12 protein-coding genes are annotated in these 13,715 nt (G+C 71.8%); 4 read left to right on the top strand and 8 right to left on the bottom strand.

What is annotated here, in order from left to right; genetic code table 11:
* Position 1: 1 nt before the first annotated feature.
* From DVK44_RS25185 to DVK44_RS25175, 3 genes are read left to right on the top strand one after another with little or no spacing between them, the layout of a single operon-like run.
* The gene (locus DVK44_RS25185; RefSeq protein WP_114662130.1) at positions 2 to 1,069 is read left to right on the top strand and encodes an ABC transporter substrate-binding protein; all 1,068 of its coding nucleotides are present in this window, start codon (positions 2 to 4) and stop codon (positions 1,067 to 1,069) included.
* 56 nt (positions 1,070 to 1,125) lie between these two features.
* A complete protein-coding gene (locus tag DVK44_RS25180) occupies positions 1,126 to 2,094 on the top strand; it encodes a FecCD family ABC transporter permease (RefSeq protein ID WP_114662129.1) in 969 nt (322 codons plus the stop codon).
* Positions 2,091 to 2,876, top strand: a complete 786-nt coding sequence (locus DVK44_RS25175) for an ABC transporter ATP-binding protein (RefSeq protein ID WP_114662128.1) — start codon at positions 2,091 to 2,093, stop codon at positions 2,874 to 2,876. Before DVK44_RS25180 ends, DVK44_RS25175 begins: the two co-directional genes overlap by 4 nt.
* On the opposite strand, the gene DVK44_RS25170 is transcribed toward DVK44_RS25175, so the two are convergent.
* The 7 genes from DVK44_RS25170 to DVK44_RS25140 form a co-directional block, all read right to left on the bottom strand.
* Positions 2,863 to 3,870, bottom strand: coding sequence for a CopD family protein (locus tag DVK44_RS25170; protein ID WP_114665429.1), 1,008 nt, complete (start codon positions 3,868 to 3,870; stop codon positions 2,863 to 2,865). The two genes, DVK44_RS25175 and DVK44_RS25170, sit on opposite strands and share 14 nt — an antisense overlap.
* 109 nt (positions 3,871 to 3,979) lie before the next feature.
* Entirely contained in the window at positions 3,980 to 5,191 is a 1,212-nt protein-coding gene (locus DVK44_RS25165; RefSeq protein ID WP_114662126.1) for a YVTN family beta-propeller repeat protein, read from the bottom strand.
* Entirely contained in the window at positions 5,191 to 5,988 is a 798-nt protein-coding gene (locus DVK44_RS25160; protein WP_114662124.1) for a polysaccharide deacetylase family protein, read from the bottom strand. The genes DVK44_RS25165 and DVK44_RS25160 overlap by 1 nt, the downstream gene beginning before the upstream one ends.
* Before the next feature lie 96 nt (positions 5,989 to 6,084).
* Entirely contained in the window at positions 6,085 to 6,609 is a 525-nt protein-coding gene (locus DVK44_RS25155; RefSeq protein WP_114662122.1) for an ATP-binding protein, read from the bottom strand.
* 273 nt (positions 6,610 to 6,882) lie between these two features.
* Positions 6,883 to 7,650, bottom strand: a complete 768-nt coding sequence (locus DVK44_RS25150) for an enoyl-CoA hydratase/isomerase family protein (protein WP_114662120.1) — start codon at positions 7,648 to 7,650, stop codon at positions 6,883 to 6,885.
* Positions 7,651 to 7,748: 98 nt separating this feature from the next.
* Positions 7,749 to 9,032 (bottom strand): L,D-transpeptidase, encoded by a 1,284-nt coding sequence (locus DVK44_RS25145; RefSeq protein ID WP_228447674.1) that lies wholly within the window; start codon positions 9,030 to 9,032, stop codon positions 7,749 to 7,751.
* A gap of 261 nt (positions 9,033 to 9,293) precedes the next feature.
* A complete protein-coding gene (locus DVK44_RS25140) occupies positions 9,294 to 10,517 on the bottom strand; it encodes a L,D-transpeptidase (RefSeq protein WP_114662116.1) in 1,224 nt (407 codons plus the stop codon).
* A gap of 149 nt (positions 10,518 to 10,666) precedes the next feature.
* On the opposite strand from DVK44_RS25140, the gene glgX reads away from it, so the two are divergent.
* Complete coding sequence (gene glgX, locus DVK44_RS25135; RefSeq protein WP_114662114.1) at positions 10,667 to 13,000, top strand: glycogen debranching protein GlgX; 2,334 nt, start codon at positions 10,667 to 10,669, stop codon at positions 12,998 to 13,000.
* Positions 13,001 to 13,053: 53 nt separating this feature from the next.
* On the opposite strand, the gene DVK44_RS25130 is transcribed toward glgX, so the two are convergent.
* Positions 13,054 to 13,704, bottom strand: coding sequence for a response regulator (locus tag DVK44_RS25130; RefSeq protein WP_114665427.1), 651 nt, complete (start codon positions 13,702 to 13,704; stop codon positions 13,054 to 13,056).
* Positions 13,705 to 13,715 lie beyond the last annotated feature (11 nt).

Raw genomic sequence — 13,715 nt, 5'->3', positions numbered from 1 at the left:
TATGGCCAAGAAGCGGCCCGTCGCCATCGCCCTGGCCGGGGCACTGTGTCTGGCCACGGCGGGATGTGCCGGGGCCTCGGCGGGGACGGAGACGGAAGCCGATCCGGCGGCGAACGGCAAGGCACCCGCGTCCAGTTCAACGTCCGCCACGGCGTCCGGCTACCCGGTCACCATCGAGAACTGCGGACGGTCCGAGACCTTCACCGAGGCCCCCAGCAGAGTGGTCGTCATGAACGGCGCCTCCGTCGCGGAGGTCTCCACACTGCTCGCGCTGGGGCTCGGTGACCGTATCGTCTCCAACCAGCAGACCTACGGGATGTCCGAGGTCGCCGGCCGCGCCAAGGCCATCGGGGCGCTGCCCACCGGTGGCGTCAAGCTCAACGAGGCGTACGACATCCCCCGCGAGGCCATGCTCGGCCTGCGTCCGGACCTCGTCCTGTCCGTCACGACCTACGGTTTCGAGGCGAAGAACGGCTTCGCCACCCGGGACCAGCTCAAGGCCGTGCGCGCGAACAGCTACGTCTCCCCGCAGGGCTGCGCGGACGACCCGTCCAAGATGACCGTCTCCGACAGCTACAAGCTGCTGCGGGACATGGGCAAGGTCTTCAACGTCCGCGACCGTGCCGAGAAGCTGATCGCCGACTCCGAGAAGTCGATCGCGGCGGTGTCCGCGAAGGTGAAGGGCGAGCAGAAGCCCAGGGTGATGGTGCTCTTCGCCAACATGTCGATGGGCGGCAACGACTTCAGCTCGGTGGTCTCCCGCGGCATCTTCAACGACATCCTCGCCAAGGCCGGTGGCGCCAACGCCTTCGAGTCGGCCGCCAGGACCACCTTCGCAGACCTGAGCAAGGAGAAGGTGGCCGCCACCGACGTCGACGCTCTCGTCGTCATCAGCTACAACGCGGACGACCCGACCGGGTACGCCAAGAAACTGCTCAAGGAGTTCCCCCAGTGGCCGGCCGCCAAGAACAACACGTACACGGTGCTGTCCGACTCGATGTACCTGGGCCCGAGCAACGATCTGGCGGTCGACCGGGTGGCCAGGATGCTGCACCCCGACGCGTTCTGACGCGGCTGGGGCTCCCGTTCGCCCTGCTCGGGCTCTTCGCCGTGCTGATCGTCACCATGGTGGTGTCGGTCAGCATCGGCGCCGTCACCGTCCCGGTGGGCGAGGTGTGGCGGATCGTCCTGCACCATGCGAGCGGTCGCGGGGCGACCGCCGATCCGGCGCTGGACCAGATCGTGTGGAGCTTCCGGGCGCCCCGGGTGGTGCTCGCCGCCCTGGTCGGCGCGGGTCTGGCGGTCTCCGGCGCGGTGCTCCAGGCCGTGGTGTCCAACCCGCTGGCCGACCCCACCGTCCTGGGCTTCTCCTCCGGTGCCTCGCTCGGTGCCGTCATCGTCATCGTGCTGGCCTCGGGCGCCACGCTCGGCGGGCTCGGGGTGTCGGCGGCGGCGTTCCTGGGCGCCCTGGCGGCCGGTGCGCTGGTCTTCGTCCTCGGCCGGCGGGGCGGCCGGATGGCACCCACGCGGCTGGTCCTGGCCGGGGTCGCGATCGGCTATGTCTTCCTGTCCGCGACGAGCTTCCTGCAACTCCAGGCCACACCCAACGAGTTGCGTACGGTCATGTTCTGGATGCTGGGCAGTGTCGCCGGCGCCCAGTGGAGCCAGCTGCCCACCGTCAGCGCGGTGGTCATCATCACGACCATCGTCCTGAGCCTCTTCGGCCGTCGGCTCAACGTCCTGCTGGCGGGCGACGAGTCGGCCACCGCGCTCGGTGTGGACGTCGGGCGGCTGCGGGCCGTCCTGCTGGTGCTCTCCTCGCTCCTCACCGGTACGACGATCGCGGTCGCGGGCGGGGTCGGATTCGTCGGACTGATGATCCCTCATCTCGTCCGTCTCACCATCGGCGCCGACCACCGCCGGCTCCTCCCGCTGACCGCCCTGCTGGGCGCGGTCTACCTCGTCCTCGTCGATCTGCTCTCCCGTACCCTCGACCGCCCCAACGAACTGCCGCTGGGCATTCTCACCGCTCTCCTCGGCGCGCCGTTCTTCATCTGGCTGCTGCGCCGCAACAAGGGGCTGGACGCCACATGAAACTGACCGTGGACCGGCTGCACATCACCCTGGACCGCCAACCGATCCTGCGCGACGTGAGCCTCGAAGCCCACAAGGGCGACATCGTCGGACTCGTCGGCCCCAACGGCAGCGGCAAATCCACCCTGCTGCGCGCCGTGTACCGCTCGCTGCGCCCGGCCGCCGGGGTGGTCCGGGTCGGTGACGACGATGTGTGGACGCTCTCCGCCCGTACCGCCGCCCGCCGTACGGCCGCCGTCCTCCAGGACTCCGGCGGCAACCCCACCGGTCTGTCCGTCGCCGAGATCGTCGCGCTGGGGCGTACCCCGTACCACGGCCTCCTCGGCCGGGACGGGGCCGACGACCGCCGGGCCGTCGACGACGCGATCGACCGCTGCGGGGTGCGTGCCCTGGCCGGCCGGGACTACGCCTCCCTCTCCGGCGGCGAGCGCCAGCGCGTCCTGCTCGCCCGCGCGCTCGCGCAGCGCCCTCAGCTGCTGGTCCTGGACGAACTCACCAACCATCTCGACATCCGGGCCCGCTTCGAGCTGCTGGACCTGATCCGCGCCACCGGCACCACCACGCTCGCGGTGCTGCACGACCTCGACCTGGCCGCGCGGCTCTGCGACCACCTCGTGGTCCTCAGCGAGGGCACCGTGATCGCGGCGGGACCGGTCCTCGACGTCCTCACCCCCGACGTCCTGCGCGAGGTCTTCGGCGTACGCGCCACCACGGACCGCCATCCCGACGGCGTCATCCGCATCACGTACGCGGCGCGGCCCCTCGACCTCACCGGACGCTGAGCCAGTGCGGGTCGGGGACCACCGTCAGGATCGCGGAGAGCAGCAGAACAAGGGCCAGTACGGCCAGCTCTGCGTGGGCGGGTGCGGTGGCATCACCACGGGCCGCCCGGAGCCGGCCGCGCGCCGCGAGGGCGAGACCGGCGGCCAGCGCGACCAGCAGGAGCTTGGCGATGAGCACGCGGCCGTACGCCGTCGTGAGGACGACGTCCACGGGCAGCCTGCGCAGGGTGGAGACCGTACCGGTGGTGACCAGCGCGGCGAGGAGCCAGCCGGCGAGCCGGGCGTAGCGCGCGAGCACCGCGCGGGCGCCGGCCGGGTCGGCGCGCCGGAGCCACATCGTGCCCAGCACATGGAGCAGCCCGCCGCACCACAGGGCGGCGGCGCTGAGATGGACGACGGTGAGCGCGGCGCCCAGCATGGGGGTGTACGGCTCGGGGTGCGCGCGCAGGGCCTCGGCGCCGATCACCACCGCCAGCGGGAGCACGGCGAGGCCGGGGCGGCGCAGCGCCACGCATCCGGCGGCCAGCAGGAAGCCGTTGGCCATGACGAGGAGGAGCCGGCCCTCGACCGTGCCGTAGACATCGGTGATGTCGAGGCCGCTGACGCCGGCCAGCAGCACGATCTGTCCGGCGGCGCCCGCCGCGCCGGTCAGCGCGGCGGCGGAGGCGAGACTCCGGGGCACCGGACCGGTGCGGGCCAGCCGGACCCCGGCCAGCTCGCCAAGGTGCAGCGCGAGGGCGGCGAAGACGACGGTGCGCAGCGCGGTCGTGGCACCGGCGGCGGGGATGCGCAGCTCGCCGGTGCCCCGGGCGGCGACGCCCGCGCCGAACAGCGCGACGAGGAGCGCGACGAGCGCGCCCCCGGCCACGAGCCCGGCCGTACGGGCGGATCCGCGCCCGGGGCCCGGGGCGGAACCGGGGCCGGGACCGGGGTCAGGGGCGGCGGGGCGGGCGGCTGGAGTGCTGGTGTCCTTGGCGGACGGGCCCGGGAGTATCACCGGACGATCCTCCAACCCGACCGGCCGCTCGGCAAACGTGGCTACGGCGAATGCGGTAGTCGGCCGCCCGGTCCCGGCCGTGGCCCCTCACCCGTCCGGGGGTGTGTCAGCGGAAGACGCCGGTGTGGCCGAGCGAGTAGCGGCCGGGCTGGGGATAGACCGCGAGCCCGTGCGGACCGCCGCCCACCGGGATCCGGGCCAGCTCCTTGCCGGTGGTGGTGTCGAGCGCGTACACCTCCGAGTCGTACCGTCCGGAGAGCCAGAGCACCTTGCCGTCCGCCGAGACACCGCCCATGTCGGGGCTGCCGCCGTCGGGCAGGTACCACTTCTTCGTGAGCCGGTTCTTGGTGAAGTCGAAGATGGAGACGGTGCCCTCGCCCCGGTTGGAGATGTACATCTCCTTGGAGTTCCGGCTGACGTAGAGGCCGTGGCAGCCCTTGCCTGTGGGCAGCAGCTTCGGCGCGGTGAACTTCTCGCCGTCGAGCACCCACATGCCGTGGGCCATCATGTCGGCGATGTAGAAGGTCCGGCCGTCGGGCGAGATCTTGACGTCCTGCGGCATCGCGCCGTCGAAGTCCAGCTCCTGCTGGCCGATGACCTCCATCTTCTCCGTGTCGACCTTGAGGAGTTCGCCGGAGAACTCGCACGACACGATGAAGTACCGGCCGTCGGCGGAGAAGTCCGCGTGGTTGACGCCCGCACAGGTGACCGGCTCGGTCTTGAGGATCTTCATGGTGTGCGGGTCGCGGAAGACGAGTTCCCGGTCGAGCGAGGCCATGACGATCGCGTACTTGCCGTTGGGCGTGAAGTACAGGTTGTACGGGTCGTGGACGTCGACGGGCTCGCCGGCCTTGCCGGTGGCGGGGTCGATCGGGGTGAGTGTGTGGCCGCGGTTGTTGTTGACCCAGAGGGTCTTAAGGTCCCAGGAGGGGACGACGTGCTGCGGCTGGCGGCCGACGTCGATGGTGTCGATGACCTTGTACGTCGCCGGGTCGATGACGGTGACGGTGTCGGAGTGGGTGTTGGGGACATAGACACGGGAGGGGAAGTTCCTGACGACCGGTGAGAGCATTCCGGGCCGGTCGGCCGCGTAGATGTCCTTGGGATCCTGCACCGGCGGCATGCCGGGCAGTCCGGGCGGTACGACCACCTTGGGCACGGCGGCCGCGGCCTTGGAGGCGGCGGCTGCCGCCGCCTCCGCCCGCGCGCTGTCGCCGGAGCCGGAGTCGGAGCCGCCGCAGCCCGCGAGGAGGGCGAGGGCGGCGGCCAGCAGCAGGGCCGTGGCGCGGGTGGTGGGGAAGGGTGTGCGGTGGTGCATCAGGTCAGCAACTCCGTGGTCGTCACCGCGCGCAGACCGCGGCGATCCAGTGCGTCGAGGAGGGCGGGCAGCGCGGCGACCGTGTCCGCGTAGCCGAAGTGCAGGCTCACCACCGAGCCCTCGCGGACCCGCTCGGTGACGTTGTCGGTGACGGCGGTGGCGCCGGGCGAGGTGAAGTCGAGCGAGTCGACGTCGTAGGAGAGGACATGCGGATAGCCGGCCCGCGCGGCGAGCCGCCGGACGAGCGGGGTGGCGTGCTGGGTGCGGGAGGGCCGGAACCAGGTGCCGATGGAGCCGGTGAGCCGGCGCAGCCGCTCGGCGCAGCCGGTGATCTCGGCGTACGCCTCCGCCTCGGCCATGGCGGAGATATCGGTGTGGTGCAGTGTGTGGTTGCCGAGGTCGTGGCCGCCGTCGAGGATCCGGCGGGCCAGGGAGGGGTGTTCGTCGAGCCAGGTGCCGACGGCGAGCACGGTGATCCGGGCACCGGCCCGTTCCGCCTCCTTGAGCAGCGCGGTCGCGGTGGCGGGATCGCCCTGGCCGTGGAAGGTGAGGGCGACCCGGGCCCGGTCGCGGGGACCGTGGCCGATCTCGGCGGGCTGCCCGGGGAACCGCCGGGGAGCGGGCGCGGGCGCGGCTGCGGGAGCGGGGGCCCGCGCGGGAGTGGCGGACGACGACGGTACGGGGGCGGCCGGGCGGGCCGTGCCTTCCGTGCCGCCCGTACAGCCGGTGGCGAGGGCGCCCGCGACGGCCGCGCCGGCTGCTGCGCGCAGTGCACTGCGACGGTCGATCGGAATCACGCCCCCATTTAAGGGGGAAGAAGGGTGAAACGTGACGATTGACGCGTTTGGCGGCGTTCGCGGGTCGGCGTCCCATGTCTCAAGGGACCAGCCGGCTCAGGGCACCTGGCGGTCCGCGATCCGCATCTCGAACCAGGTGGTCTTGCCGCGCGGCAGCAGATCCACGCCCCAGCGGTCGGAGAGCTTGTCCACCAGGAAGAGCCCGCGCCCGCTGGTGTCCATATCGCGCACCGGGATCAGACAGGGCAGCCCGCGCGAGGGGTCGCGCACCTCGAATCTGATCCAGCCGCGCCGGTGCACCATCCGCAGCCCGAACACCCGCGCGCCGGTGTGCCGTACCGCGTTGCCGACCAGCTCCGAGACGAGCAGCACCGCGTGCTCCGCCGTCTGGGGCGAGAGCGACCAGCGGCTCACCACCACCGTGTGGGTGATCCGGCGGGCGGCGGAGGCGGATTCGGGACGGGACGGCAGCCGTACCTCCGCCTTCGTCGGGTCGCCGAACAACTCCAGCACCCCGAGCGCCTGTTCGCTCTCGACGGACGGTATGAACCGCCCGGCGGCCGCGTTGCCGCGCTGCCGCGGCTGCTCCACATCCTCCAGGCCCGCCATGCCTCCCATCATGGCCGCAGAGGGCCGACTCCGGGGGCGTTCCAGGGGAATCGACCCCCCGGAACGAGTGACTCCGGGGGGTCTTCACCGCATATGCCGGTGGCAGTGCGAACACGCGTACACCCACCCTGACCTGCGGTGACGAGACGCGTCGAAATGATCACCAGGTGTGATGACGGCGGATAACTTAAGGTTCCCTTAAGGCGCAGCTAAGACGGTAGCCGAGTTGACGCGGCAACGCCCCGTATCCCATACAGGCACGCTCCGTGTCCAACTGCTCCGCTCTCAGAGGAATTTGGCCTTTCCGGGACCCTCCGCCACGAAGGACCGCATCCCGCGCTCACGGTCCTCGGTGGCGAACAGCCCCGCGAACCAGTTCCGTTCGATCGCGAGTCCGCTCTCCAGGTCGGTCTCCAGCCCCAGATCGACCGACTCCTTGGCGGCCCGCAGGGCGAGCGCCGGGCCGCGCGCCAGCTTCGCGGCCCAGGCGAGCGCCTCGTCGTACACCTCCGCCGCCGGGACCACCCGGTCGACCAGACCGAGCGTCAGCGCCTCGTCCGCCCGGACCTGACGGCCCGTGAAGATGAGGTCCTTGGCGCGGGACGGGCCGATCAGCCGGGCGAGCCGCTGGGTGCCGCCCGCGCCGGGGATCAGCCCGAGCAGGATCTCGGGCTGGCCGAGCTTCGCGTTGTCCGCGGCGATCCGGAAGTCGGCGCAGAGCGCCAGCTCGCAGCCGCCGCCCAGCGCGTATCCGGTGACCGCGGCGACGACGGGCTTGGGGATACGGGCGACGGCGGTGAACGCCTCCTGGAGGGCCCGGGAGCGCAGCACCATCGCCGTGTGGTCCAGCTCCAGCATCTCCTTGATGTCGGCGCCGGCCGCGAAGACCTTCTCGCCGCCGTAAAGGATCACGGCGCGTACGTCGTCGCGGCGCCCGGCCTCCTCGGCCAGCTCGCGCAGCCGGTCCTGGAGGGCGGTGTCGAGCGCGTTCATCGGAGGGCGGTCGAGCCGGATCGTACCGACACCGCCGGACACTTCGAGAGTCACATTCACATCAGCCATGCTCCGAGGTTAACGTTCGCTTACGACAACGGGCCCGGCGCGCGGTGTCGTCACCGTGCGCCGGGCCCGCCTCCGTAAGAGGCCGTGGACTACTTGGTCCACTCCGCCCAGGACATGTTCCAGCCGTTCAGGCCGTTGTCCGGGGCGATCTGCTTGTCGTCCGAGTTCTTCACGACGACCACGTCACCGATGATCGACGAGTTGTAGAACCACGCCGACGGCGTGCCGTTGTCCCCGCCGCCGCGGATGTCCCGCAGGCCCACGCAGCCGTGGCTGACGTTCGCCGAGCCGAAGGTGCCGGACGAGGCCCAGTAGTTGCCGTGGACGAAGGTGCCCGAGGTGGACAGGCGCATGGCGTGCGGGACGTCCTTGATGTCGTACTCGCCGCCGAAGCCGACCGTCGCGCCGTTCATCCGGGTCACCGCGTACTTCTCGCTGATCACCATCTGGCCGTTGTAGGTGGTGGTCGCCGGGGCGCCCGCGGTGATCGGGATGTTGCGGATCTGCTTGCCGTCGCGGACGACCTTCATGGTCTTGGCGCTCGCGTCCACGGTCGAGACCTGGCTGCGGCCGATCGTGAACGAGAACGACTTGGCCTGCTTGCCGTAGACGCCCGGGCGGCCCTCGATGCCGTCGAGGTTGAGCTTGACGGTCACCTTCGTACCGGCCGCCCAGTACTTCTCGGGACGGAAGTCCAGCCGGTCGTTGCCGAACCAGTGGCCCTCGATCGGTACGGACGGCGTCGCCGTCACCGTGATGGCCTCCTTGACGGCGTCCGGCTCGGTGATACCGCGGGTGAAGTTGATCGAGACCGGCATGCCGACGCCGACCGTGGAACCGTCCTCCGGGGTGAACTGCCCGATGAAGGTGTTCTTCGGTACGAGGGTGGTGAAGGTGGTGTCCCGGGCGGACTCGCGGCCCTCGGCGTCCTCGGCGACCGCGTGCACGCGGTACTTGGTGGCACCGGCCAGATGCTGGAGCGGCTCCCAGGCGGCGCCGTCGGCGGAGATCCTGCCCTCGACGGCGGTGCCCTTGTCGTCCTCGACCTTGACGGAGGTCAGCTTGCCCTTGCCGGCGGTGACCTTGAGGGCGCCGGTGGTGGCGACCCCGTCGGCCTTGTCCTTCGGAGCGACCGTCACCACCGCGACGGACGCGGCGTTCTCGACCTTCGACGACCCCTTGGCGTCATCCTTGCCACCGTCCTTGCCGGCGGTCCCGCCGCCCCCGCCGCCGCACGCGGTGACCAGCAGGAGCAGGGCGCCGAGCAGGACGGCCAGCGGGGCCGTGCCCCGGCCCGCCCTGCCCCGGCCCCGCCGCCGTGCGTCCGATGCCGTCGATGCCCCCGATGTCGCCGGTATCGGCAACCCGTTCACCATGGTCGTCTCCCCTCGCACGGCCTGGCCCCGCCACGGCCCGCACTCCGGCGCGTCGAAAGCGCGCGCATGGCGTTAGATAATCACATGGTGGGTACGGCGGTGATCACTGGAATGTGACCGTTCTGTCCCAACAGTGGCATCGGGCCGCGCGGGCCGTCGCGAGGGTGACGGACGGTGCGGCAGGGGCGGAACGAGAACACCGGCAGGGCCGGTCCGGGGCAGGACCGCGGCCGTTGGCTCAGAGCCCGGGCGTTGGGCTCAGTGCAGCGCCGAACCGGCCTTCCACCGGTTCCAGTCGAGATTCCAGCCGCCCAGCCCGTTGTCGGCGGCGACCGTACGGTCACGGGAGTTGACCACCTCCACCACGTCCCCGATCAGGGTCCGGTCGAAGAACCAGCCCGCCGGGGTGTCGGCCCCGCCGCCCTTGACGTCCCGCAGCCCGACACAGCCGTGGCTGACGTTCTCCGAGCCGAACGTGTCCGATTCCGCCCAGTAGTTGCCGTGCAGGAAGGTCCCCGAGGTGGTGAGCCGGATGGCGTGCGGGACGTCCTTGATGTCGTACTCGCCGCCGAACCCGACCGTCCTGCCGTCCATGCGCGTGACGTCGTACAACTCGGTGACCACCATCTTCCCGTTGTACGTGGTGCTCTTCGGCGCGCCCGCGGTGATCGGCAGGGTCGAGAGCAGATCGCCGTCCCGCCGTACCTCCATGGTGTGTTTCTCGGCGTCGACCAGGGAGACCTGGGAGCGGCCGACCGTGAAGCCGATGGTCTTGTCCTGGATGCCGAAGACCCCCGGCGCCGCCTGGACGTCCCGCAGGGCCAGCGCGATGGTGACCGAGGTGCCGGGCTCCCAGTACTCCCGGGGCCGGAAGTCGAGCCGCTGGTCGCCGAACCAGTGGCCCGCGATGTCCACCGGCGGATCGGCGGTCACGCTGATGGCGCGCTGGACGGCGGCGCGGTCGCGGATCTTCCGGTTGAAGTCGAAGGAGATGATCATGCCGGTGCCGACGGTGGAGCGGTTCTCCGGCGAGAAGTAGCCGATGAACCGGTCCGTGGGGACCGCCGTCGTGAAGGTGGTGTGGCGCGCCGAGCGGCGTCCGGCGCCGTCCACCGCGACCGCGTCCACGCTGTATTTGGCGGCGAGCGCGACGCGCTCGCCGCTCTTCGGGGTCCAGGTGCGGCCGTCGTCGGAGAGCTGTCCGGGCAGCTCCGCCGGCTGGGCGTCCTCGATCCGGGTCACCGTGACCCGTTCCAGCCGGCCGTCCGGCACGCTCACCTCGACCGGGTCCGTACGGCCGATGTCCTTGGCGCCGTCCTCCGGGGTGACGCTGATGGTGTCCCCGGGGGCGCGCGGCGACTTGCCCTCGGTGAACGTTGCCGCGCCGGTGCATCCCGACAGTAGGGCCAGTACGGCCACCAGTCCTGCGCATGTCAGGGCGGCGGCTCTGCCGCTCCCCGCCCGCTTCGTTAGGTGTCTCACGCCCGCCCAACGACCACCCCCCTCCGGGGGAAACGTGAGGGTGGGCCTTTCAGCGGGCAGAACAGGGAGGAGGACCCCGCGAGGAGAGCCACGGCCGGGACGCCGTGCGCTCCGCGCCGCGGGGCCGTTGAGCCGCGGGAGGCCGGTCAGTGGCGAGCGCAGCCGATCAGAAGGCAGTGCCGGAGCGGCGGGAGGAGGTACCGGAGAAGCGGGAGGGGCCGGAGAGGCGGGAGGCGTCTCTCGCGCCGAAGGGGCACCCGGGGCCGCGTGCCGTCCGCGCCGAGGCGCCTCCCGAGGTGTGGCCGGGGGCGCCGACGCCGCTCGGGGCGCGCTACCGGGTGGGGCCCGACGGGGTCGCGGGGACCAATTTCGCGCTCTGGGCGGGGGGCGCGGAGGCGGTGGAGCTGTGCCTCTTTACAGAGGCCGGCAGAAACGGGGGCGAGACCGGTGCGGGAGAGACCGAGACGCGGCTGCCGCTGACCGAGCTGACGCACGAGATCTGGCACGGCTTCGTGCCCGGCGTGCGGCCCGGCACCCGCTACGGCTTCCGCGTCCACGGCCGCTGGGACCCGTGGACGGGCGCCCGCTGGAATCCCGCGAAGCTGCTGCTCGATCCGTACGCGCGCGCGGTCGACGGTGACTTCGCGCTGCCTCCCGAGGTGTACGGGCATGTCCGCGACTGGCCGCAGCAGCACATCGCGGACACCGTGCGCGACGACCGCGACTCCGCGCCGTACGTCCCGAAGGGTGTCGTCGTCCACGACGACGCGCCCGGCGACGAGTGGGCCGACGACCGGCGGCCCAAGACGCCCTGGGCCGACTCGGTCATCTACGAGCTGCATGTGAAGGGCTTCACCCAGCGCCACCCGGGCATCCCGGAGGAGCTGCGCGGCACCTACGCGGGGCTGGCGCACCCGGCGGCCATCGGCCATCTGCGGCGGCTCGGGGTGACGGCGGTCGAGCTGCTGCCCGTACACCAGTTCGCCCATGAGGACCATCTGCTCCGGCGCGGGCTGCGCAACTACTGGGGCTACAACTCCATCGGCTACTTCGCCCCGCACGCCGGTTACGCGGCGACCGGCACCCGCGGTCAGCAGGTCGCGGAGTTCAAGGCGATGGTGCGGGCGCTGCACGCCGCCGGGATCGAGGTCATCCTCGACGTCGTCTACAACCACACGGCCGAGGCGGGCGAGCGGGGCCCGACGCTCTCGCTGCGCGGGATCGACAACCGCGGCTACTACCGGCTGCCGTCCGACGCCCGCCGCTACACGGACTACACCGGCTGCGGCAACACCCTCCACGTGGTCCAGCCGAACGTACTGCGGCTGATCACCGACTCGCTGCGCTACTGGGTCACGGAGATGGGCGTCGACGGCTTCCGCTTCGACCTCGCGGCGGCCCTCGCCCGCTCCATGCACGACGTGGACATGCTCTCCCCGTTTCTCGCGGTGATCGCCCAGGACCCCGTGCTGCGCCGGGTCAAACTGATCGCCGAGCCGTGGGACGTGGGCAACGGCGGCTATCAGGTCGGCGCGTTCCCGCCGCTGTGGACCGAGTGGAACGACCGCTACCGCGACGCCGTACGGGACTTCTGGCGCGGCGCCCTGCCCGACGTACGGGACCTCGGCTACCGGCTGTCGGGGTCGAGCGACCTCTACGCGTGGGGCGGCCGGCGGCCGTACGCCTCCGTCAACTTCATCACCGCGCACGACGGCTTCACCCTGCGCGACCTCGTCTCGTACGAGCACAAGCACAACGAGGCCAACGGCGAGGGCAACCGGGACGGCACGAACGACAACCGCGCCTGGAACTGCGGCGCCGAGGGCGAGACGGACGACGCGGAGGTCAACGCGCTGCGCCGCCGCCAGCTGCGCAATCTGCTGACCACCCTGCTGGTGTCGACGGGCGTCCCGATGCTGGTCGCGGGCGACGAGATGGGCCGTACGCAGGGCGGCAACAACAACGCGTACTGCCAGGACAGCGAGGTGAGCTGGCTCGACTGGTCGCTGCTGGACGACCCGTCGGGAGCGGCGGCCGGTCTGCACCGGCTGACCACCCGGCTGCTCGCCCTGCGCGCCGCCCACCCCGTCCTGCGCCGCCGCGCCTTCTTCTCCGGCCGCCCGCGCGACCCGGACGGGCTGCGCGACCTGGCCTGGTTCACGCCGCGGGGCGCGGAGATGACGGAGGAGGACTGGTACGCCCCGGCGTCGACCCTCGGCCTCTTCCTCTCGGGCCGCGACATCCCCGGCCGCGACGAGCGCGGCGAACGCATCACGGACGCCAGCTTCCTGACGGTCCTCCACGCGGGCCACGAGGAGCGCGACTTCCTGCTCCCGGGCCCACCGTGGGCGCGGCGGTACGAGCTGGTGGTCGACACGGCGAGGGAGGAGCAGGACAAACCCCCGGGAACGGTCCACGAGGCGGGCACGGCGGTACGGCTCCCGGCCCGCTCGGTCCTGCTGTTCCGGGTCTCGGACGCGTGAGGCGCGGCGGCGGGGAAGCCCTGCCCGGCGGCGGTACGTGAGCGCCGCCGCCGTCAGCCGAGGATGCCCCGCTCGTACCCGGCCGCGACCGCCGCCGCACGGTCCTTGACGCCCAGCTTGGCGTACAGATGCGTCAGATGGGTCTTCACCGTCGCCTCGCTGATGAACAGCTCCGCGGCGATCTCCCGGTTCGAGGTGCCCCGGGCGACCAGCCCGAGCACCTCGCGCTCCCGCGCGGACAGCTGCTCGCCGCCGCCCGCGCCCGGTGCCCGTACCCGGGAGACCAGCCGGGAGGCGACGGCGGGCGACAGAACGGTACGGCCCAGCGCCGCCGCCCGGACGGCCGTGAACAGCTCCTCGCGGGGCGCGTCCTTGAGCAGATAGCCCGTCGCGCCCGCCTCGATCGCGGGGAGGGTGTCGGAGTCCGTGTCGTACGTGGTGAGGACGAGGACCTTGGCGCGGGCACCGCGCCGCGTCAGCTCGGCGATCGCGTCGACCCCGCCGCCGCCCGGCATCCGCAGGTCCATCAGGACCACATCCGGGTCGAGCCGGGCGGCGAGCGCGACACCGTCCACGCCGTTCGCCGCCTCGCCGAGCACGGTGAATCCGGCCGCCGACTCGAACATGCCGCGCAGGCCGTCCCGTACGACGGGGTGGTCGTCGACGACGATCAGCGTGATGGCCGGGGCGGGCGGACCGGTCATGTCGGTCGGGT

The organism is Streptomyces paludis, assembly GCF_003344965.1.
Taxonomy (GTDB): domain Bacteria; phylum Actinomycetota; class Actinomycetes; order Streptomycetales; family Streptomycetaceae; genus Streptomyces; species Streptomyces paludis.
This window is presented reverse-complemented; position numbering and strand designations above follow the sequence as displayed.

Excerpts from the sequence above, each read along its gene's own strand:
- DVK44_RS25185 (WP_114662130.1), top strand. The coding sequence starts at position 2 with ATGGCCAAGAAGCGGCCCGTCGCCATCGCCCTGGCCGGGGCACTGTGT.
- DVK44_RS25180 (WP_114662129.1), top strand. The coding sequence starts at position 1,126 with ATGGTGGTGTCGGTCAGCATCGGCGCCGTCACCGTCCCGGTGGGCGAG.
- DVK44_RS25175 (WP_114662128.1), top strand. The coding sequence starts at position 2,091 with ATGAAACTGACCGTGGACCGGCTGCACATCACCCTGGACCGCCAACCG.
- DVK44_RS25165 (WP_114662126.1), bottom strand. The coding sequence starts at position 5,191 with ATGCACCACCGCACACCCTTCCCCACCACCCGCGCCACGGCCCTGCTG.
- DVK44_RS25155 (WP_114662122.1), bottom strand. The coding sequence starts at position 6,609 with ATGATGGGAGGCATGGCGGGCCTGGAGGATGTGGAGCAGCCGCGGCAG.
- DVK44_RS25130 (WP_114665427.1), bottom strand. The coding sequence starts at position 13,704 with ATGACCGGTCCGCCCGCCCCGGCCATCACGCTGATCGTCGTCGACGAC.